The organism is Streptomyces sp. NPDC001157 (assembly GCF_053598255.1).
The window spans coordinates 106,294-130,782 of sequence record NZ_JBSFJW010000001.1 but is presented as its reverse complement, the minus strand read 5'-3'; the positions used below and the strand labels follow the sequence as shown (position 1 = coordinate 130,782).

Genomic DNA, 24,489 nt, shown 5'->3' with positions numbered 1-24,489 from the left:
GTTTTCTGGCAGAAAGGCCCGCAATTCATGAGCATAATGATTCCGCCGGAATTGCAGCCATTCGCCAAGATCACCGTCGGTCAGGAGTTTCCGACCGGGAACGAGGATCACCTCGCCGAACTGGGCGCGGTGTGGAACTCGACGGCCCAGGAGCTGAACCAGCTGCTCGGTGAGCTCAATCCGGCTACCGCCGCGACGTTCGAGAGTCTGGCCGGGGCTCCGGCGGAACAGTTCGGGCAGTTCGTCAACCAGTTGAGTTCGACGCTGCCTGTGATGGCCACGTCGGCCGAGCAGCTCGGGCAGATGGCGCAGGAGATCGCGCTGGAGATCGAGTACGCGAAGTACATGATCATCCTGCAGCTGGCGTGGATGGCCGCGGAAATCGCGTATCTGACGGCCACGGGATTCGGCGCGGCGGCGGTTCCGGCCGTGATCACGATGGGGCGGTTCGCAGTTCAGACGATCCTGCGCGAGCTGTTCATCGCGGTCATCACGTCGATCGTGATGCAGGTCGGCATGGACGCCGCGGTGCAGGTCCTCCAGTTCCTGAAGGGCGACCGTACGCACTGGGACTGGAACTCCACGAAGAGCGCGGCGGAGATGGGGGCCCTCGGTGGGCTCGTCGGCGGCGGGATGGGGCAGCTCATGCGCCACCTGGCCCCGGGGTTCTCCAAGTCCTTCCTCGGCAATGCCGTCGAAGGCGCTCTGGCCGGTCTCGGCACGGCCGAGGCGTCCAATCTCATATTCGACGCCGGCCAGGACCTCGGGCTGGGCACCGCGGCCGGAGCGCTGGGCGGGGCCATCGCCCACGGCCACACCCTGCACGACGGCAGGTCTCCGGAGCACATCGACGTGCCCACGGTCGACAAGTCGTTCGCGGAGACGCTCAAGCACGGTCTGGAGAGCGAGGTCGAACCGGGCATCCCGGAGCACCCGGCGCCGGTGCCCGAAGAGGCTTCGGAGCAGGTGCCCGGGGAGGTGCCCGAGGAGCACGAGACCGGGCAGCGTCCGGACGAGGAGCAGCTGGATCTGCCGGATGCTCCGAAGCCGTTCGACGCGTCCGCGTTGCCGGACTCGTCGCCGGATCCGTCGGAAGTCCCGTCGCAGGACCGGTCGCCGGACACGACCGTGCAGCGTCCCGACGAGGAACACCTGGATCTGCCGGACGCCCCGAAGCCGTTCGACGCGGCCGCCTTGCCGGACCCGTCGCCGCGCGCGCTGGTCACGGACCTTCCTGCCGCTCCGACCGGGAGGCAGGCGCCGCTGCCGCAGCAGGTGCGCAGCCGTGTCGACGGGCTCAGCACGATCGCGCGGACGGCCGGGCTGCCCGAGACGCAGTGGCGACGGCAGGCCGACTCGGTGCGCGAGGCGGCAGGGGCGGGCGACTGGGGTGAGGCGGCCCGGCGTCTGCACGCGTTCCGGACGGCGGTCGAGCACGGAATCCTCGACCAGCGGATGACGGATTTCCGTACCCATGTGGAGGGCGGCTTCTCCCGGCTGCGTGAGCTGGGGGTGGAGGAGGGCGCCTGGCGTTCCCAGGTGGACGCCGTGGAGCGGGCGCAGCGGACGGGTAAGCCGGTCATGCTGGACAGCGCGCTGAAGGAGTACACCGACTTCGTCGAGCGTCACCTTCCGGTCGAGGTGGTTTCCGAGAACGGCCCGCGCTCCTTCGACTCGGCCGCGGAACACATTCGCCGGGAGATCGCCACGGTCAGTGACCCGACGGTGCGGGAGGCGCTGCAGCAGGACCTGGAGTGGCATCAGCAGATGCAGCAGCGTCTGGACCGGCTGGCTCAGTCCGACCCCGCGTCCGACGTCATGCGGCGCCGGACGGTCGCGCTGGAGGATTCGGCGCGGTCGCCACAGGAGGCGGCGCAAGCCCGTGAGGAGCTGCGGGAGTTCCAGGATCAGCGTTACCTGCAGCAGCGGCTCGACGACGTGCGCCAGGGCAGTGCCGAGACCGCGCTGGAACGACGGCTGGACGCGCTGCGCGCACGGGCGCTGCCGGACACGCGCGGACAGGAGCTGTTGCAGCGGGTGCTGCAGGCGGACACACCCGAGGAGCACGAGCGGGCGCTTCGTGACCTGGTCGCGCACAACCAGTCGGCGCCGCAGGAGCGGCAGCTCAACACCCTGCGCGAGGGGCTGCTGCCCGTCGAGGACCCGCAACGCGAGCAGTTGGTGCAGAAGGTGGAGCAGGCCCGGACGCCTCAGGAGGCGCGTCAGGCGCACCAGGAACTCAAGGAGTACACGGACCGGCAGATCCAGGAGCAGCAGCAGACGCTCACCGAGCGCCTGCACACGCAGGAGGACGCCCGGACGCAGGCGGCGGACGAGGACCTGCTGCGGCGGATCGACCGTCTGAACGGCGGTACGGCGCAGGATCCCCGCCAGGTCGAGCTGCGGCAGCAGCTCGACGCCGTGACGAGCCCGCAGGAGCGATCCCGGATCATCCATGAGCTGGGCGTGCACCAGCAGGAGGCGCTGCAGCACCGGGTCGATGTTGCGACGACGCCGCGGGAGCGGGGGCAGGCACTCGACGCACAGGCGAGGTTCAACAACTGGACCCCGGCGGAGCGGCGCATGGCCGAGCTGCGTACGGTGCTGACCCCGGGCGGCGCGCCGGAGGCGGACGCCCACCGCGCGGACCTCGTACGGCAGGTGGAGAACGCCCGGACGCCTCAGGAAGCGCGTCAGGCGCAGCAGGAGCTCAAGCAGTACACCGACCGCCGGATCGAAGAGCAGACGCGGCAGTTGGAGGAACGGCTGCGTCAGCAGGGCGGTGGCGGTGCGGGGTCGGCTGCCGCGGCGGCCCACGCGGACCTGATGCGGCGGTTCGAGGCGCTGCGCGGCGACGGGGCGCATCAGGACCCGCGCGAGGCCGAGCTGATACGGCGGATGGAGACGGCGGGCAGCCCGCAGGAGGCGCGTACCGCCGAACAGCACCTGAGTGACTACCTCGGTGAGCGGGAGCAGCAGCGCCAGGCCGACGAGCAGCAGCGGGTGGCGCAGGTCCGTGCCCACGAGCAGGAAGTCAGTCGCCTGCGCGACCAACTCACCCAGGAGCGCCGGTCCGGCGCGCCCGAGGAGGCCGTACAGGAGACCCGGCGGCAACTGGACCAGGCGGAACAGCGCCTGGCCTCGACGCGCACCCCCGACGAGAACACCGCCGCGCTGCGCCACGAACTCGAGCAGCAGATCGATCACCCGGCGCCGGGCTCGGACCAACCCGGTGCGGGGTCCGGCCGCGGCAGTGGAACGGAGTCCGGTACGACAGGGTCCGGGAGCCGACTGGACCGCCTCGTCCAGGAAGGCATCACCAGGCGAGCCGAGCAGGAACTCGCACGCACACAGGAGGAGCAGCAGTTCCTGCACCAGGAGCCCGACGAGCACGTCCCCTTCACCCTTGACGAGCTCGACGACCTGCCCAGCGCCCCCACGACCACCCCCGACCCCCTGCCGAGCGCCCCCGCCCACAGCCCGGACGGTCTGCCGGATGTGCCCCAGGCCAGCCCGGGGTCCGTGCCGAGCACTCACGCTGTCGAGCCGGACGCCCTGCTGAACGCCTCCACCGACGGGCCGGACGGTCTGCCGGATGTGCCGACTGGCAGGCCGGGGTCCGTGCCGAGCACTCACGCTGTCGAGCCGGACGCCCTGCCGAGCCTCCACACCGGCGAGCCGGATGCCCTGCCGAATGCACCGGCCACCCGGCCGGAGCCGTCGACCGCCGGTCGGCCCGATCCGCAGCCGGAGGTGCGGAACTTGCCGGGCGGCGGCACCGGGCCCGATGCGACGGTCCCGCCCGAGCCGCGCCCCATCGGCGACGAGCCGCATGTGCCGTGGTCCGACGAGGCGGCCGACCGTATCGTTTCCGAGGTCGGGGGACTGCCGAGCGCGCCGGTGACTCCCTTGGGGCGTCCGGGCGACGTGCCGACGGGCCAGGGGCACGCGGAGACGTCCCCGCAGGCGCGGCAGCCGCGTGTCGAGCCGTCCGCACCCGGGCCCGCGTCCGACGTCATACAGGCCCAGCGGCCGCGCCCGGAGGCCGACACGGGACTGCCGTCACCGCCGGACCCCGGTCCACGCGTCGACCGGGCCACCATGCCCTCGCGGGTCCCGCAGGTCTCGGACCTCGAGCGGACCCTCGCGGAGATCGAGCACCAGGACGCGGCCCAGGCGCCCGCCCACGACACCTCGGCAACACACGAGCAGCACGACGTGGCCCCGGCGCCTGCCCGCGGAACCTCGGCGACGCAGCCCGAGCGCGCCACGGAGCCGACTGGGCACCCCACCGCGCCCCCGGAGCAGAGCACCGAGCCCGGCCGGGCTGCGGATCACGTCGCCCTGCCTTCAGGGGACACCTCCGAGGGAGCCCGGACACAGACGCCCAGCAGCACGCCTGTGGCCGAGCCCGCGTCGGAGCGGACCTTCACCGACAGAGATGCCGGAAGGACGGGCACGGCGGACACCCCCCGTGTCGGCGGTCGCGACTCCTCCGCCGACACAGCCCCTGTCGACACAACCCGGGCCGACTCCCTCAGCGGTACGCCGGTTGTGCCGGTCGTCGGCGGCACGGGCACGGACGCCGGCATCGGCTCACGCACCGGCCTGGACACCGACCCAGCCACCGCCGACGCCCGGGTGTCCCGCCCGGGCGGGACGGAGGGCGAGGAGTCGCCGGACTCGGCGGCGTCCGGTCCGCACGAGGCCTCGCGGCCGGCACTGTCCACGGAACAGACCGTGGCCGAGGGGCCCAACCCGGCCGCCCAGCCCGGCAGGCCGGTGGCGCCGCAGCGTGCGGATGCTGCAGGGCCGGTGGGAGCGGACAGGCTCGCGGGGTCTCCGGATGCACCAGGGCCGGTTGAGCCGAGCAGGCTCGCGCAGCCTGCGGACACACCGGTGACGCTGGATTCGGACAGGCGCACACAACCCGCCGATGCTCCCCAGCCGTCGGAGCCGGACACGCTCGCGCAGTCCGCTGACCCCCGGCCGTCGGTTGCGGTCGAGTCCCGGCCGTCGACCGTCACTGGCGCTGAGTCGTCGGCGATTGCCGGTTCCGGGCCGTCGGTTGCCGTCGACTCTGGCCCCTCGACCGTCACCGGCCCTGAGTCGTCGGCGATTGCCGGTTCCCGGCCGTCGGTTGCCGTCGACTCTGGCTCCTCGACCGTCACCGGCCCTGAGCCGTCGGCGACCGCCGATCCCCAGCCGTCCGTTGCCATTGAGCCGCGAACGGCGGGCGCGTCGGGGCCGGTTGTGGTCCCGTCCGAGGCGCTGTCCGCGTCTGCTCATGCGCCGTCCTCCCGCAGCGGCGGCGATCTCGGTGCGTCGCCGGAGGCCCGCACGTCGCAAGCCGTTGCGGAGGAACCCGAGGCTGCGTCTGAGGCCTCCAGCGCGCTCGCGGACGACCTCCGCCGCGACACGGTCACCGCCCACGACCGTATCCGGGGCCCGGAGGACCACGACGCCGAGGCGTGGCTGCGTCACGAGGCCGAGTACGAGGGCACCTTCAGAACCACGCTGGAGGAAGCACAGATCGCACCCGTCCGGGCGGTCGGCGACGAGACCACAGCCGACACGACCCCCGAGACCACCGCGGACACCACGCCCGACACGGCACCCGCGGTCGCCGCGGAGGAACTGGCGACCTCCGCCACCCCGGACGAACCCCAGTCCCCGGTCCGAGCCCCCGAACAGCACGCCGCGCCCCACGACGCGCAGCGCCCCGTACCCGCCGCGGACGCGGCACAGCAGATGGTCTCCCGGCTCGAAGAACCGCGACCGCCCGCGATGCCGCAGCATGCCAAGACACCTCCGCAAACAGGGACTTCCGAGGGAGACCGGCACAGCGCCGCCGCTCAGCGCGTCCCGGAGGTCGCCCCCGATGCAGCGCTGAGCCGCTTCGCCGAGCGTGAGTTCGGCAAGCTGAGCGAGCCGAAGGCACGTCGGCTCTGGGACGAGGCGGCGCAGATCGCCGCGCAGCATCTCCCGTTCCGTCTCACGCTGGACGAGGATGCCCGAGGCCTGCTGGAGCGCGCCCCCGAGCAGTACTGGGCCACGATGCGAGTGGCGCAGGTACTGCACCGGAGCGAAGGCGCGGTGGACCGGCAGAGCCGGGCCGAGGCCGCGGCCGGGGACCTGGCCGCACAGCGCGGCGTCGGGGCCGTGCGGGAGAGCCTGCGGGGCGGTGCTCCCGAGGTCCCGACCGCGGATCTGACCCTCCAGGCCGACGGCCCGCCCCTCACGGACGAGTCCGGAACGCCTGCGGAGGCGTCTGTGCAGCCGGCGGCGCTGCCGCTGCGCGGAGCCGGGGCGCTGACGGAGCAGGGAGCGCGGATCACGAGGGCTGCGGGTGACGCTGCCTCAGCAGTCCCGGACCGGCTGGAGTTCGTGGGCCCCGACGGTTCGCCGCTGCCCGGCCACGCGGTGCGGTCCGGCCCGGACGGGGGCTTCATCGTCACCGGCACCGGGGGAGAACTGCACTTCTCGGCGGACGGCCGTTTCACCCACCGGGACGTGCCACTGCCCGGCGCCGGCTACGTCGCGCGGTTCGAGACACCCTCCGGTGTCGACACCGCGCCGAGACTGACGGACGCAGACGGTTCGCCGGTCCCCGGAGCGGACATCCGGCGCGCCGGTCACGGCGGTGTGGCGGTCACCGTGCCGGTGCCGGGGCAGGCGGAGACGCGGCTGCGCTGGGACCTCGACGAGGACGGAGCGCTGCGCGACCAGTCGCTGATCGTGCCGGACCGGCTCGCGGCGGCCGTCGACCCCACACTGGACCTGTCGAGTCTGCGCCCGGAGGGCCTCGTATGGCGCGACTCCTACGAACCCCTGTGGCGCTATGACCTCAGACCGCCGAAGGTCGTCTTCAAGCAGGGCTTCGAGGCCAGGGGAACCGAGAGGGGCGACCTGGCGCAGTACGTGGTCGCGTGGGGCCCTTCGATGTTCGTCAGCACGTCGAAGGACGACAACTACACCCACCCCGCGAAATTCCGGTACGAGATCCACGCGCCGGGTGGCATCGACGTCAACGAGACGCTGAAGGACCACCGGTTCGACGAGCAGGGCGATGAGCTCGGTCATGAACCGCAACGCGCGAAGGCCGGAAACCCGCACACCGAAGAGCACGAGATCGCGTTCCCGGGCGGTATCCGCCCGCAGTTCATCAGGCGGGCGCAGCACATCGAGGACGCGCAGGGCAGCCACATCCGGGGCAGGTGGAAGTCCAACCCCGCGTTCGACCCGACCGCCGTCAACAGCGAGGTGAGAAGGCCGGTCACCGCCCAGGAGGCCGAGCAGATCCTGGAGCGGGCGAGGGCCGCCACGGCCGCCGCGACGCCGGTGTCGGCACCCGTGGAGGTGCCGGAGGAACTGCGGCGGTTCGCACAGCAGTTGGCCGAGATGACGATCTCGAAGTCCCACGCCCTCTGGGACAGCGCCGTCTTCATCACCCGGACCTACAACCCGTTCGACACAGTGGTCGACGAACCTCTGCCTCCCCTGGTCGGGCACCGCCTGATCGATCCGGCGCTGCTCCAGCGCGATCCCGAGCAGTACTGGCACACCATGCGGGTGGCGCAGGAGATCCACCTGCACGGCGGTCCCCGCCGGGGAACCGCCGAGGGTGTGATGCTGGCCGAGAGGCTGGCCAGGGGCCGGCGCGAGGGTGCGACACCCGAGAGCCTCCTGGGCACCGGGGGGCAGCGGCCTTCGCAGGCGCCGGCCGGGGCATCGGCCGTACGGAGCGAGGCCGGTCACGCACCGCAGGCACTCGTGTTCCCGGCGCCGGATCCGGTACGGCCCGAGCAGTGGCGCCACCGCAGGGCCGACGCGGTCGGCAGCGAGCTGTGGACCGAGCGCTTCGATCCCGAGCGGGGCAGGCCGGCCGGCGACGGCACGCTGCCCGGCAGCAGCACCCTCATCCGGGCGTGGGTGCGCCGGATCCAGGCCGACGACGGCCGCTGGGTGCGCAACCTGAACCTGCATCTGCCGGTGCGGTTCGGCGACGGCTTCCACCAGGACATGCTGGCGCGGTTCGAGGCCCGCTGGCGGCAGGCGCTGGACGACCACTTCAACACCGGTCTACGGCTGCCCCGTTCCGGCGATCAGCTCCACATCGACCTCAACCTCAGCCACGTCCCGGACCACCCCGAGGCGATCGAGCTCAGCATGTCGCCCGAGCCCGGCCGCTCCGACCAGCTGCGCTTCCGCCTGCACAGCGAGGACCCCGCGCTCGCCCCCGAGGAGCTGGCGCGGCGGCGGCAGCTCAACGACCTGCTGGGCCTGCACGAGTTCGGCCACTTCGTCGGCCTGCCGGACACCTACTACGCGCCGGACTCGGTCTTCCGCAACACCACCGGGAAGTCCAGCCGCAGCGGCATCATGGCCGATGTCGTCGAGGCACCCTCCCCGGGCGTCCCGAAGGAATACCTGGCCGCCATCGAGAACGCCGTGGACTCCGGACCGGTCGTCCGCGACCACCCGCTGACGGACTCCGCGTCCACCACGCCGAAGACAAAGGGCGCCCGCCAGACCCCGGGAGACCCCGCAGAACACCAGCGGTTCGGGCGGTTCCGGGACGAGCTGAAGAACCTGGTGGTCAGGCCCGACGCCGATCCCGAGCGGCTGCGGCAGAGCATCGGCGCGTTCCTGGACGGTGTCGCACCGCGGCACCGGGCGGCCTGGGTCCACGAGACCCGGCAGCTGATCGACACCCTGCCCGACACCCAGTACACCGACGAGTCGGTCAACGCCGCCCACCGGGCTCTGAACGCCTTCGACACCTACCGGAGCGCCCTGGCCGTCCCCGGCGCGCAGTACCTGAGCGCGAGCCGCGTCACGGCCCCCAGGGGGGCCGGCTTCATCCACCGCGACATCCCCGAGGTCGTCGTCATCGACGGCGAACCGTATGCGGCCGTCTATACGGCCGTGTTCGGGGACGAACTGGGCACCGACAAACCGCAGCACAAGGACGTCGGTCAGGACGCCAACGGAGTCGTCCAGATCCACACCGGAACCCCGGAGTACACGAAACCCACGGAGAGCGTCTTCTGGGTCAGCATCGGCCAGCCCTTGCGCCAGATCAAATGGATCGACAAGTACAAGGCCCAGGGCGCGACCGAGCCGGTGATCCGGTCCTTCCTCGTGCCGCTCCGCGTCGCCAACGAGATCTCGCGTGGGGCGGTCAACGAGCACCAGGCCGGGGACAGCGCGTACGGGCCCGGCGAGATCATGGACGACTTGAACGTCGACAAGCCCTACGCGTCCAACCAGTTCGGCATCAGAAACCCCCACTCCCTCGAACTGCTCCGCCGGACGGCGCTGCCCAATTCGGTGCGCACCTACACGGACGGACCGACTCAGGGTCGTCCCGACTCCTGGGGCGACGTCCGGCCCCTCGGCGAACTCCGCGGCAGGCTCGGCGTCCCGAACGAGGGCATGCCCGGGAACCCCGTCTTCACCGAGGGCGCCGGCTTCGTCAGTCCCGCCACGAACGAGGCCATGGCGAGGACACTCCGGGAAATCGTCGCGGCCCACTACAACACCCCCGGACTGCGTGAGCCCGGCGACAAGTACCTGTCGAGAAAGCAGGTGGAGGCGTACTTCGACCAGCACGCCCCCGAGCACCTCAAGAACGGCATCCACGACCGTGCCGGCAAGCGGGCGGCCGTCGACGTGTTCGTCCGCGACCACGTGAGCCTCTGGGCCTCCCAGGCGACCATCGCGCAGACCCTCTACAAGGAGTACGAGCAGTTCCGCACCAGCAACCCGTCGGAGCGGCCGGTGGACTACCGCCTCACCGAGGCGCGGCCCACCCTGCGGGGGCAGCGCAGGACCGCCGACCGGCAACTGGGCCGGGTCCACGGTGAGCTGATGGCCGAGCGGTTCGCGATCCGCTCCGGCTTCGAGGCCCTCGGCGCGCACGTCACGGCCGCGCTGAGGGAGAACCTGCCGCACGACGTCCGGCTGGCGCTCACCGGCGAACTGCGCAGACGCCGCGACGAGATACTCAAGGACTACCGGTACAAGGTCGGCGACAGCATCGTCCTCCCGGCCAGGAACGACGAGTACCGCGGCTTCGCCGCCGACATGCGCGGCCGGATCACCGAGGCGCTGGGCACACGGCAGCCCGGCCCGGCGCTGGCAAGGGTCCTCGACTCCCTGGCCGGCATCACCGACCCCGGCACGCCCGCCCTCGACCCGGTCTCCCGCCGCTCCGACCTGGCGGACCACCCCGCCGCGGCCGCCCCGCCCACGCAGCGCTCCAGGCCCACGCCCCTCCAGATCGACGCACGTCACATCGATCATGCGGCACAGCAGATGCCGGCGCCCGAACCGGTCACCCGGCACATCCTCTTCGACCGGGGATCCCACCGGCTGACCACCGATGCCAGGCAGGCCATCGACGCCCTCGCCGCGAACACGGCCCGGGAGGGCATGGCGGCCGCCGAGCGGGGACGGCCGCTGCCGGCTGTGTCGATCAGCGGTCACGGCAACGGCACCGTACTCGGGCGGCCCGACTACGGCCGTGCCGTCCGGCGAGGGCAGGAGCGAGCCGACGCGGTGGCCGACGCCTTCACCGAAAGCCTGCACAGGCACCTGACGGAGGCAGGGGCGCCCGCCACACTGAATGCCGCCGACTTCCCCGTGGTCGTCACGTCCCGCGGCCGCGAGTACCCGCCCGGCACGAGTCCTGCCGACGGCACGGGCGCCCTCCGCCGCGCGGTCATCACCATCACCCACCCACGGCCGACCCTGGCGGACCTCTTGGCGAGTTCGCCCCCGAGGAGGGCGGCTGCGGAGGCGGCCGGGGACAGGACGCTTCCACAGGGAGAGCCCGACGAGGTCCCTACCCGCCACCCGGGGCCAAGTCTGGCGGACCTCTTGGCGAGTTCGCCCCCGCGGAGGGCGGCGGAGTCGGCTGAGGACGGGACGCTTGCGCAGGGAGAGCCCGAGGAGCTTGCTGTCGCTGCGGAGGCGGCCGTAACCGGGCACCGCCCGGAGGAGACGGTCGCCGCGCCGGCCGACCACGAACTCCCCGGCAGCCACTGGAGGTCCGACTTCCAGGCCGGCATCGCCCTCCGGGTCGCCGACGACGGCAGAACGGTCGCCTTCGCCGGTGGCCGGTTCGACCACGCCGTACCGGAGGTCACCGACGGTGGCGACGCGCGGGTGCTGCCTCCGGGGCAGGACGGGGCGGCACCCCGGGTGCCGTTCGAGCGGCCCGGCGTCCAGCAGTCGGAGGTCGGTGCGGAGGTCGCCGGGTCCCGGTCGTCACGGACGGACGTTGCGGCGGGCGAGGATTCGCTGCCGGAGCCGGTGGATGACGCGGACGGAGCGGAACAGGATCTGCCGCCGGCCGCTCTGGAGCCACCGGCGACCGAGGCACGACCGGAGCAACTCGCCGAGCAGGACACGGCCGGTGCCGCCACGGGGCGGGACGCGGCCCACTCGGCCGCCGGGCAGGACGCGGCCCACTCGGCCACCGCGCAGGACGCCCACTCGGCCACGGGGCAGGACGCGGCCCGCGTCGCTGGCGAGCAGTCGCGGCCGGAGCCGTCTGCCGAGGAGGACGTGGTCCGTGCCGCGACCGGGCAGGGCATGGCGCGCTCGGCCGTCGGGCAGGACGTGGCCCACTCGGCAATCGAGCAGCCGCTATCGGAGCCGTCTGCCGGGCAGGACATGGCCCACTCGGCCATCGAGCAGTCGCGGCCGGAGCCGTCTGCCGGGCAGGACACGGTCGGTGCCGCCACGGAGCAGGTCACGGCTCGCGTCGCCGGCGGCGAGTCGCGGCCGGAGCCGTCCGCCGAGGAGGACGTGGTCCGTGCCGCCGCCAGGCAGGACATGGCTCAGTCCGACGGCGGGCAGGACGTGACCCACTCGGCCACCGGGCAGCCGCTACCGGAGCCGTCCGCCGAGCAGGACACGGCCGGTGCCGCCACGGGGCAGGACGTGTCGGACGGTGCCATGGGTGTGATGCAGGCGGCGCCCGCTTCCACGCAGCAGCCCGGCTCCGCGGAGCGGACCCTGAACCAGCTGTTCGCCCAGGCCGACCTGGCGGACGTGCTCGGGTCGAGCGGCAACCCGCTCGACCCCGCCGAACTGATGCGGCGGGCGCGGGCGGACCGGCCCAAGGTGAGCGGTGAGATCGACGGCTTCGACGTGCGCACCGCGATCGTCCGGATGGTCGGCCGCACCGCCGCCGACCACGCCACGTACGCCCTGATCGACAACGCCTTCTCGGACGAGCAGCTCAAGGAGCACTTCCACCGCTCCCTGGACGGCGGCTACAGCGTCGACCTCGGCGCCGGTGTGGACGGCGGACCGCAGGTGGTGGTGGAGGCCGTGGGTCTCGGCACCCCGCACGGGGTGGCGTCGGCCACCGAGGACTTCGGATTCAGTCACACCCGCACCACGGAGAACCGCGGCGCGTCGGTCACGCGTCAGCAACCGGTCCTCGAGCCGCGGGCGGCCCGCATCCCCCTGCCCTTCCTGCAGATCGCCGGAAAGATCGCCGGGTTGATCAACGCCCGGGACACGAGCCTGTCCACGAAGACCAAGCGCGACATGAAGACGGAGGTCGCCGAGACCGGGGTACCGGTCGCGCAGGCCGGCCACACGGTGACGTACCGCATCTCGGTACGCAAGCCCGGCCGCTGGCCCTGGAGCGAGGCCAGGAAGCGGGAGGACGTCGTCCACATCCCGGTGAAGCTCGCCTGGCCCAAGCCGGCCGCGGACACCGTCACGCTGCCCGACGGGGCGCAGGACGCCGGGCCACGGCGGACCGAGGAAGTGCTGCACGCCGAGTTCGCAGGCGTCGGCCCCGGCGTCCTCAAGGCCGTGGAGGGCGCGCTGGGCAGCACCTTCCGCGTGAACGATCCCGTGGCACGGGAACTGCGTGCCTGGCTGGATCAGCTTCCAGGGCGTGCGCCGGAACTGTTCGGCGGTCAGGTGGTCCGCAAGTCCTTCCCGTTCAAGGGAGGTTGGGGCAGGACCCAGGTCGCGGTGGCCGTCGCCAAGGACATCGTCGTACGGGACCTACCGGAGGCGGAAGGCACGGTCACCCGCACCCGCCGGATCAGCGAGGAGAGCACCTGGGGGCAGGGAGTGACCCGGCGCTGGGGCGGTGGCCTCACGCTGGGAGTGGGCAACACCGTCCACACGGCCGGCGTACTGGGTCCGGTCGTTCTGGGCTACAGCCTGACCAAGAGCGTCACCGACATCACCGACACACGCGAACACACCGAAGCGGAGACGTACAAGGGACCGATCCACAAGCGTCAGGCGGAGTTCGCCCTCGTCGTCCGCGTGGGCGGCCACGACGGTGTGGCGCAGCGGGTGGACGGCGGTGTGGCGACGCTGTGGACGCGTGAGCGTGACGACGCGGTACCGGCGGACGAGAGCGGGCGCACGGTGTCCACGGACGCCACGACCGAGACCGCGGCCTTCGACGAAGCCCCTGCTGACACCGCGTCGCTCGACGAAGCGTCCACCGAAACCGCGGCGTTCACCACTGCCGCCGCGGCATCCCAGGATGCCGCCACACCGCGGCCCTTCGTCCCGGAGCCGACCGGGGTGAGCCGGTTCACCGTGGCGGACCGGCTGGACGCCGCCTACCGCCTCACGGACGAGACGGTGGAGGAGATCGCCGGCCGGGTCCTGCACCGTCTGGAGGCGGAAGGGCTGCTGGACGCCGCTCGACTGCCGGACGTGGCGATGGAGTTCCGCGCCTTCCTGCGGGAGCACGCGCGGGAGGTGGCGCACGGCGGGGACGGCGTACGGTTCCCGCTGAGCGCATGGCGCAGCGGCGCCCCGGACGTCTTCGTCCGCGGCGTAATGCGGCCCGCGGACGGCCGGTACCTGGGCGACGGCGCGCAGGTGACGCTCAGCGGAACAGTCGCCGCGAGCCACGCCCAGAACACCGCCGTCACCCGGCGGAAGGACGGTGGCGTCGGAGTGGCGGGCGCCGGGTCCATCGCCCAGACGCACCAGGCCGAGTACCTCGGGACCGGCCTGGCCTACAAGGCCAACCAGGTGGTCACCCGCAAGGTGACGCAGCGCCTGCGGGACGAACGGCCGCTGGGCGGCGGCACGGGAATCCATCGCTTCGACTTCCCGGTCGACTTCGAGGTCCGGGTGGGTGGCCGCTGGTCGGAGCCGGGCGAGGTGGCGCGGTGGCGAGAGGCGGACGCCGCCGCCGGCTACGTGGCCGCGACGATTCCCGGCCGTGCCGAGGTGGCGGTGCCCGAGCGGACCGTGGTGCCGCTCTCGGAGCCGACGCAGGCGCCGGCCGAACCGTCCGCCCCGCTCTGGCGGGAAGGGGGCACGCCGCGGCCCGTCCAGCGCGAGGGACACCTGCCCGCCGGTTACCGGCTGGACTCGCTCAAGCCGGTCCCGGGGCTGCAGAGCACGGTGGCGGGGATGCTGTCCGCGCCAAGCGGAACGAGCTGGCGGGAGCTCTACCGCCGGCCGCTGCTGGGCAGTGCCCCGGCCGCGTTCGACCAGCACCAGGGCAAGAACTGGCTGGAGCGCACACCGGACGAGATCAACGAACGCAACGCCGCCCTGGACGTCCTGGAGAACTTCACGGGTCCGGCGGCCCGCATGGCCGGGTTCGAGCGGACCGTGGGATTCAAGGACACCGTCACCCTCAAGAGCCACAACCGGGCGGGACTCGCCGGCAACCGCGAGCTGCTCGCGCGCGTGGATCTGTCGGCCCGGCTCGGCGACCCCCGGATCGTGGCGGTCGACGAGGAGCACACCTTCGGCGGTACGCGCTTCGGCCAGGTCGAGCAGACGTCGGACACCCAGCGAGGGTGGGCCGTCAAGGGCAAGCTCGCCGGCGGCGTCACGACCCCGCTCACCGACCTCCGCACCTCCGTCGGCGCCGAGCTCGGCGGCTCACTGACCTACGCCGAGACACAGGGCACGTCCACCGCACATGCCGCAGAGGCCATGTCCGCCGACGAGTGGGTCGAACGCGGTTACCTGGTCACCTTCGATGTGACGTACGAGGTGCGCACGCGCAAGGACACGGCCTGGCAGGACCTTGCGACCATGGTCCACCGGACCCCGGCCGACGAGCGGTCGACCTGGGCACTGGTACCGGACGCGGCCACCCTGTGGGTACCCGCCCGGGAGATCCACCGCATCGGCGAGCTGACCGAGCAGGACATCGCCAGGCTGTTCGCCGACGATGCCGAGCGGTACCGCGCGGCAGCGGCCGAGACCGACGCGGACGCCGAACTTCAGCCCGCCGACGGCACACCTGCGGCACAACCGGCCGTGGACACGACGCCGGACGAACCTTCCGCGGTGGCCGGGACACCGGACATACCGGCGGTACGGGCGCCCGCGAACACGGGCCGGGGCAGCGGGCGCGTCGAGCTGTACCGGCTGGAGGCCGGCGGAGAGCTGGTCCAGCAGATCGCCCGCCGGCTCGACCAGTGGTCGGTGGAGAACGGGCGGACGGCGTCGGCACGGGTGGCGAAGTTCGACCGCATCAACGACAGGCTGATCCACGACGTGCTGGGCCCGTCGCTGACCGCGTCCGGCTTCGGCACGGTGATCGAGGAGATGCTGAACGGCGGGCGGCCGGTGTTCCTGGCGGGTGACACGCCCTTCGGCAAGGTGGAGCAGCTGGTGGTGCTGCGGGCCCGGCTCGGCGAGGGGCGTTACCACGCCACCCTCTCCCGCCACACCTCGAAGGACGGCCTGGAGACGACCGAGCGCACGACCGCCACGACCCAGTCAGGCCTGTCCGCTTCCTGGGGCGTGTACGCCATCGCCAATCCGGGCGTGGCGCACCGTCCGGCCTCCCTGCTCATGGCCGGATTCGGCCACTCCCACTCATGGACCGCGAAGAGTGAGGTGACCGAGGAGCACACGGTGTCGGTCGTCAGCTCCGAGTCCGGGGCCGCGTCCGCGGAGAGCTCCGCGTCCCAGTCGGGCCCGAGGTCCAGGTCCGGGTTCGGGTTCGGGTTCGGGTCCGGGGAGAGTGTGCAGTTCCTCCACGACCTGCTGGTGACGATGGACGTGTACCCGTACGCGGGTCCGGGGTACTACAGCAAGCATCTGCCGGACTGGATGCCCAAGTTGGGCGGCCGCTCGTTCGGCGGCTCGTGGACCGCGCAGTTCACACTCCCCGGTGCGGCGCGCTCCACAGTGCCCGCCGATGAGGTGCTGCCCCTGACGGAGGAGGCGGGCCCGTCGGTGGCGGCGCCGGTCCACGGCTCGCCGGGTGAGTGGCAGCACGGTGCCGGGCTCGAAGTGGGCCTGCCCGCAGGGGCGCTGGTGCGCCCGTTCGACGCGCCCGGACTGCGCACGCTGTTGGACGAGCTGGCCTTCGGGGGCCGGGACGGGCGGCCGGTGCTGCGCCCCCGCGCGGGCTTCGAGTTGCAGGCACGCACGGGTGCCGTGCCACTGCGGTCGAAGCTGGCGGACGCGATGTCGCCGCGGGGTCACGTCGTCGAGATCACGGGGGACGCACTGGCGAAGGTGACCGTCAGGGCCGACGTGGTGGCGCGGGAGGTGGTCCGGACGCTCCGCGAAGGCTCCCTGACCACCACCGCCTCCGACACCTCGAAGGCCGAGCCGAGCTGGACCAGCGCCGGAGAAGCGGGCCCCGCGTGGTACGCCGACCTCCGCGAACCGACGATCCACCTCGGGGACCACACCGCGGCGAACCGGCCCTTCGTGCTGGGTGACGACGCGTACAGCACCTGGCTGACGTACGGGGGACCGAAGTCGGTCACGGGCGAGACGACCCGCAAGGAGCCGGAGCCCGAGGGGGAGGGCGATGCCGGGCCCCGCTACCTGGTACGGCTGACCCCCCGGTGGACGGTCACTCCCGCCTACCGCGCCAAGAAGCTCCCCGCGCGGTGGCGGGAACCGATCACCACCGGGCCGGACGAGCCCATCCTGGTCGTGGTGGACCGGGAGGGACTGCACCGACTGGGTCTGGCGGAGCCGGGTGACGACGTCGCCCCGGGCACCGGGGAGGTACGGGAGCCTCAGCGCAACCGGCGGACTTGGCAGCCGGGGCTGCCGACCGTGCCCGAGGAGTTCGAGGAACGTGATGAGCAGCCGCACACGCTCGCCGTCGACGCCGCCCCCGAAGCGGCGGTGCGGGTGGCGGACGAGCCGCTGCACGGTGTCGCGTCGCTGGCCGGGTACCGGCTGCGGCGGACGGACACCGCGGCGACCGGCACCGTTGGGGCGTTCTCGCGGCTGGAGTTGGTGGATGCCGCGGGTGAGGTGGTGTCGGACCGGACGGTGCTGCCGCGCGAGGGCGGCGGATTCGTCGTCCGGGGCGTCGAGGGCAACCTGTTCCTCGATTCCCGGGTCCGGTTCGAGCACCGCGAACTGGAGCTGCCGGGCGTCGACCATGTGGTGCGGTTGCAGGAGCCGGCCGGTATCCAGGGCCCGCTGGAGCTGCTGGACCGCGACGGTGTTCCGGTCGAGGGCGGGCGGCTGGCTCGGTTCCCGGACGGCCTGACCGTCACGCTGCCCCTGGCGGGCCGGTACGAGGGCGCGGTGGCGGAGTGGCGCTTCGACACCCGGGGTGTGCTGGTCCGTCAGAGGCTGCCGCAGGTCGGTGAGTCGTCCGGCAGCGGGATGTCGGGCCGCGGGAAGGCCCCGATGGGCGAGGTCGAGGCACCGTCGGCAGAGGCATCGTCGTCCGAGGCACGGCAGGGCCAGACCGCTGAGCCGCAGGCGTCCGACGACGCCACGGAAGAGGTGCGGCAGGAGTCCGGGCAGACGGAGTCCCGCGGCGGACAGCGGGCGCGGTGGCGGCCGGGACTGCCGCCCGTTCCCGAGGGACTGCCCGTGGTTCCCGGGTTCCGGCTGCTGGTGCCGTCCCCGGAGGCCGTCGCCCGGTACGAGCTGCTGGGTCTGCCGACGCTCCCGGAGGTGGTGGACGCGAGCGGCAGTCCGCTGCCCGGCTGGACGGTGGCGTCGCGGGCGGACGGCGGGTACACCGCGTCCGACGCGGCGCAAGAAGTGCGCTGGCAGTTCGGCGCGGACCGGCTCCCGCAGGCGCTGGACGTGCGGTTGGCGGGGACGGAGGACTTCCTGCGGTTCGGCGTCGGCGAGGACGGTCCTGAACTGTCGGTGACGGGGGCGGACCACTACGAACTGGGAGAGGTGCGCGACGCGTCGGGGGAGCTGACCGAGGTCTGGGTCAGTGCTCCCGGGGACGCCCTGGGGTGGCGCTTCGACGGGAACGGCGTCCCCCGGGACGTCGAGGTGCCGCTTCGCGGTGAGGGTCTGCCCGAACACCTGGCGGGGGCGCTGATCCGCAGGCTCAGGGTGCCCGTCTCACCGAGCGCGCCCCACGGCTGGATCGCTGAGCTGGCCGCCGACGACGCGTTGGTCGTGGCGTCCCACGGCGTGCGAACGAGCTCGGACGGCTACGTCCTCACCGACCGGGTGACGGACGAGGTGTTCCGCTTCGGCACGGACGGAACCCTGGTGCCGGCACGCCCTGACCGTGAGGCACCGTGGCGGGCCTGGCTGCGCCGACTGGACGAGGGGCTGCTCGCGAGGCGTGCGCCCCGGGTGCGGCCGCAGAACCACGTGGGCACGGTCGGCGTGGAGTACGACGAGAACCTGGCCCGGATCTTCGACGAGACGCTCCCCAAGGCACGGTGGTCCGGCCCGCGGAGTGAGCCGGCTCAGGTGATGGTGCCGGTGATCTCGTACGACGCCACGGCCTTCCTGCGGCGCTCGGGACTGGATCCGTCGACGGACCCGGACGGGCTCGCCGAGCTGCGGGCAGCGGCGCACGAGGCGCTGTGGTCGGCCGCGCGCCAGGCGCTGGAGGAGGCCGGACCGGACGTGGACGCGGCCGGGCTCTTTGCGCAGGGATTCACGGTGCTGCCCCCTCGCCCGGACGGGCTGCGGCCGGTCAGGCACGGGGCCACGGGCCTGGAGACCCTGTTCGGGCCCGGCGGCGAACTGGTCTCCCACCAGATCTACCTGCACGAGGCCCCCCGGGAGCTGTCGGGACAGCCGGTCCAGGTCACCCACACCCCGGACGGGGAGTACGGATTCGCCTGGGCGGACAGCGCCCGGGTCGGCAGCCACCTCACCATCGACTGGGCGGGCGACGAGAACGGGGCGAGCACGGATCCCCGCCGTCAGTTCGTCGTCGCGAACCAGCACACCGGAGACACGTTCCTCTTCGGCGCCGAAGGCACGCCGACCGAGCCCATCCCCGCAGCGCAGGACGCGTCGTCCACGGCACCGGAGCCCGAGCAGCCGGAAGGCGCTGTCGGCGACGCCGTACAACTGCGCGAGCGGCCCGAGGTGCCCGCCGCCCACGCCGTACAGGAGCCCGAGCAGCCGGCCGCCCCGCCGTCGCACGCCGAAGTCCCTTGGTACATGGGTCAGTTCGGCATGGACGCGCACGGTGAGCTGAACGTGAGTGCCGTCGACCGCTGGGACGAGGCGCTGGTGCGGCAGTGGGCCAACAACATCGCGTACGCGGTGCGCCGCGACGGCGACAGCGCCGAGCTGGGGACCGGCATCCGCGAGGCCCTGCGCACGATCCTGCGCAGCGGGGCCGTGCCCGAGACGCTGGCGGCCGGCGAGCACTCCGCCGCCTCGGAAGGGGAGCGGGCGCTGGACTTCTGGGAGGCGGCCCTCCAGCGCGGCCGACTGGCCACCGCGGGCGGTCATGTGGTGTGGGTACGGCCGGTGCTGCGCAACGTCGAGCCGCTGCCGCAGGAGGCGTCCCCGATCGACGGGTACGCCCTCAACTGGGGCTCCCTGGCCACCACCCACAAGTCCGCCCGGGAGGGCGGCTGGTCCGGCGCGAGCTCCCTGCTGACGGCGATCTCCACCGGTTCGAGAGTCGCCTCGTCGGTGACACCGGCGCCGGTGCTGAGCGTCGAGGCGCATCGCACCGGCCAGACGCAGACGAACCGCACGGTGGTCTTCGACCGGAAGATCTGGATGCAGCAGAGCACCCCGTTCCGCGCGGGCCTGCAACTGCGGCTCTTCGTCGACGGCGAGGAACGCCGGCACGACCTGATCGTCCCCGACCGTCTCACCGTGCGGCTGCCCAAGTCTCTGACGGTCCCGGGCGCCCTTCAGCACGTGCCCCACGCCGCCCCCGCGCGCGACGCCGTACAGCAGGACGCCGGGCGCCACCGGGCCCGTACGATCCTCAACGCCATCGATCTGACACCGCCGGCCGCCGAGTTCGAGCGCCGGCTGCACGCGGCAGGGTTGCCCGCCGACGTCGTACGAGCACTGATGGAACGCACCCTCGTCCAGCTCAACGAACGCTCCGCCATCAACCGCAGCCGGTTTCTGCTGGGCAACGAGCTGGTGACGGACCGGGTGTCCCTCCCCACCGGCCTCGGCCGGTCGTTCCAGGGCCATGTGGCGATCCGGGCGAGGATCGAGGGACTGGAGTACCTGGGCGACACCGTCAAGGTCCCCGTGCGCGAGGACTCCGCCGGCACGCTGGTCGTGCACCGCAAGGAGGGCGCGAAGAGCAGCGCCGCGCTGGGCGGGCGGTTCGTCGCGGGGCCGGCGGAGTTCTTCTCGTTCACCGGTGAGGTCCAGCGTGGCACCAGTCAGGGCCTGGCCGTGTCGACGGCCCTCCACACCATCGTCCAGACCTCGGACGACCACGCGCGCTACCGCGCCTGGCTGAGCGTCTCCCTCGAAGTGCGTTCCACCACGCACCGGATCGAGCCGCTCACTCGCATCGTGCCGGCCGAACTCGGCGTCCCCGGCCATGAGGCCGCCGACTTCGAGCGCCGTGTGCTCGGTGCGGACGCCCCGCTGCTGCGGCAGCCCCAGCCCGGGCCTGCCGGTCCGGTGGAGACACGGCCGTATGTGCGGGCGCTGCTCGCCGAGGCGGCCGAACTGGGTGTCGGCCTGCCGGAGTCGGCGTACCGGCGCCCGGAACGCCTGGACGCGCCCCTGCCGCAGCCGCACGCACGCGAACCCCTGGCTTTGGCGACACGACGCGGCCTGGGCTTCGGAACCCTCCTCGGCCTGCCCGGCGCCGAACTGGTCCACGACCAGATCCGCACCGTCATCGGCCAGACGCACCAGCAACTGACCCGCCGCCGACCGAAGTTGACCGGCCACCTGCCCTTCCTCAAGCTGGGCCGCCCCCGGGTGAACTGGGCGGGCGTGGACCGGGAACTGCTCACCGCGTTCGGGCGCCCGTCCCTGGAGACCGACCTGGCGCAGCTGATGGCGGGCGTCGAGCACTCCGTGCGGCTGGGCGGCCGGACGTACCACGTGTCGGTGACCGCCCGGCTGCGGGAGCGCGTCGGCGGCGCCACCGGCGACGAGGCACGACCGATGTCGCTCAACATCCGCTCCGGGCAGGGCGCCACGGTCAGCGGAGAGCGCAAGAACGGCTGGAAGCTGCGGGCCTTCCTGGGCGCCCGCGGCGATACCGAACTGACCAGGCTCCTGCGGCTGCGACTCGGACAGGCGGGGCTGACCGGCAGCATCGGGCGCGGCACCGAGCACCAGTTCTCCGGCGCGGCGAAGTCCACCCAGCGTGCCGACATGGGCGGCAAGGCCGACGAGCACGTCTACGACGCCGTGTACGAGCTGTCCGTACGCACCGACGGCCACCCCGAGCAGAAGTGGTGGATCGACAGGCCGGGCGAGGTGGTGGCCCGGGTGGCCATGCCGCATCTGCACGTGCCGTCGGAGAGGATCCCGGCGCGGCTGCTGGACGAGGCGGGCCGGGTGCGCCCCCTCGAATCCCTCCCGCCCGCCGAGCAGTTGGTGGACTTCACCAGCCACGGCTCCGCCGTCGTGTACCGGTCGCTCCTGGTCGCGCCCGAAGTGGCGCATACGGCGGCGACGCTGTACCAGCAGGCCAACGGACTCCCGGACGAGTGGCAGGCGAACCCGGCGAACTGGCCGGCGGAGCTCAAGAAGCCGTTCGCGCCGAACGAGCTGGTGGCCCACTTCCCGTCCCTGACCACCGGCCAGGGGCGGCTGATGGAGCTGCCCGACGGGCCCGACGGCTGGCACCAGGCCCTGCGAGTGCAGCTCGTCGCCGCCGAACCGCGTCATGTGCAGGCACACACCGGGGCCGCCTTCCAGCTGTGGCAGAACACCAGCGGAACCGCCCACTACGAACGCACCGTCGAGCGCACCCACACCCTCGGCCTCGCGGGCCGACTGGGCCCGTCCCTCCACTTCGGCCAGGGCGAGGAGGACGGCGAGGCGTCGGCCGCGCCCGGCGTGGAGCGGCTCACGACCGGCGAGGAGCGGCCCTCGGCGCAGCACCACCCGCTGACCGGCGAGCTGCGCGCCACGTTCGGCGGCGGGTTCCAGTGGGGCTGGGAGAGCGGCCACGGCACGGCCGTCGGCCCGGTCGGCATCACCCGCGGCACCTACGGCGGCCCCAAGCACACCTACCGCGCTCACGCGGTGTTCCGCATCACCCTCCACCGCTGGCGCGGCTCCCACCTGACGGACGCGCTGACCCGCAGCGCATCCGGCACGACCAGCGTCGAGCGGGTGCTGGAGGTCGGACACGGCCTGGAGTTCGTGGTCCCCGAGCGGCGGATCTTCGACCTGGGCCTGCCGGTCCCGGACGGCGTGACGCCCGTCGCACCCCAGCCGCCGACCGGTCACTTCGACCTGGCGCTGCTGCCCGGAGGCACCCACCCGGAGGTGCTGCAGGCGGACGGCGTGCTGGAGACGATGAAGCAGTGGCTGACGGAGCAGGGCCTGCTGCGGCCCGACCCCGACGGCTTCGGCCACCGGCCGAGTCTGCTGCTGAGCTCCGTCGAGGCCTCCTACTCACCCGCCGCCCTGCTCGACCAGTTCACTCTGCTCAACACCACCGGAGCGACACGGTGGCTGCCGATCCCGTCTGCTTTCGGCGCCACCCGCTATCTGTGGACCAAGGTCACCGCCGAGACCCTGGAGCCGGTGTCGCAGCACGACCGCCCCGAGCTGACCATGATGCTGCGGGGCAAGGCGATCACCGAGGAGACGACCAGCACCTCCCGCTCGACCGAGGCCGAGGTGCACGGCGAGCTGCACGGCAGGATCGGCGGCGGGACGCAGGGCGGCCTCCAGGTCGCGGGCGGCTGGTCCGGTGAGGCGAGCACGGCCCACGAGCGGCACGAAGAGAACGTGGAGGTCTACTGGGGCCAGACCCGCAACCCGTCGGTCGAGTTCCGGCTGCGGCAGCGGTTCAGGGTCGAGATGGCCCTCACCAGGCAGCTGCCCGAGGTGCTCGCCGCCCCCGTCCGGCTCCTCCACGGGATCTCCCTCGCCGTCTCGACCCTGATGGGACACCGACGCCGGCCGGCGGCGGCCTCCCGGCCCCAGTCATACCTCGCCCGGTTCCCGCAACGGCCTGAGGACGGCACCGTCGACGGCTGGGTACGCGTCGTCATCCCCGAGCACCTCGTCCGGCCGGGCCAGGCACCACAAACGACGCCCGACCACCCCCGGGACACCACCCCGCCGGTGTGGCAGACCGAGGAACAGCCCCTGAACGACGCCCTGGTGGACCTGATGTCCGAGCACGGGCACCCCTGGGCACTGCCCGCCGCGACCGAGATCAACCGCTGGGCCGTACTGCCTGCTGCACCCACCGCCACACGCCCGCGACCGGAGGCCCCGCAGACCTGGCGGCCGGACCGCACCACGCTCCCCGGCATGCTGTACGACCACCTCACCAACGAGGTGCAGATGCGGCTCAGCCTGGAACGCCTGCTGCGGCACCGGTACCAGGTGAAGGTGGGCGCCGAGCAGGTGACCGCAGGCATGCGCATCACCCGCGTCACCGCCCTCCCGCAGTCCGACGTGGAGATCCTCTCGCGCCACTTCAACCAGGGCCGCGAGACACAGGAGCACCTCCACGGCCGTACACGCGCATGGTTCGCCGGGACCGGCCCCGACCTCGGCGGAGACATCGACGGCCACTCGCTACGGGACTCGGCACCCCTGCGGTACGAGGGGGAGACGTCCGGGGAGCGGGCCGCGGAGGCCGAGGAGATCCTGGAGCGGAACGTCGCCAGTGTCCGCCCCTTCCGCTACTACAGGGCCGACCTGGAGGTGGTCCTCTCCGGCCCGCACGGCAAGCTGCTCGTCGACGTCCCCGGTGGCCTGTACTTCATGCTCCCCACCGCCCTCGCGGACTCACCCGCCCTGGCGGAAGTTCTCGTCACCGAGCCGGAGTCGAACACCGCACCCGTCGAAGCCGCCGGGCCGGTGTCGGGCGCGGAGCGCACGACGGACCGCCTCGTCGAGACGTTCCTGACGCGGGTGAACGGCGACGCCGCGCCGGACGCCTCTCCACCGGAAGCCCCCACTCCTGCGGAGCCGCCCCTGGAACCGGCCTCCGCGAGCGGATCCGGCACCCCGACGCACCAGTCGGACGGAGCGGAGACCCCCGAGGCCAGCGCGGAAAGGTTCCTGGCACGCATCGACCGTGATCAACCCGCTGCCGACACCGGCCGCCGCACCGACACGCAATGA

General features: G+C 72.8%; 1 protein-coding gene. It reads left to right on the top strand.

Translation table 11 applies throughout. The annotated features are described in order from the left end of the window. Positions 1 to 27: 27 nt before the first annotated feature. A complete protein-coding gene (locus ACWDAG_RS00500) occupies positions 28 to 24,489 on the top strand; it encodes a scabin-related ADP-ribosyltransferase (RefSeq protein ID WP_450693368.1) in 24,462 nt (8,153 codons plus the stop codon).

Coding starts and splice junctions, on each gene's coding strand:
- ACWDAG_RS00500 (WP_450693368.1), top strand. CDS start 28: ATGAGCATAATGATTCCGCCGGAATTGCAGCCATTCGCCAAGATCACC.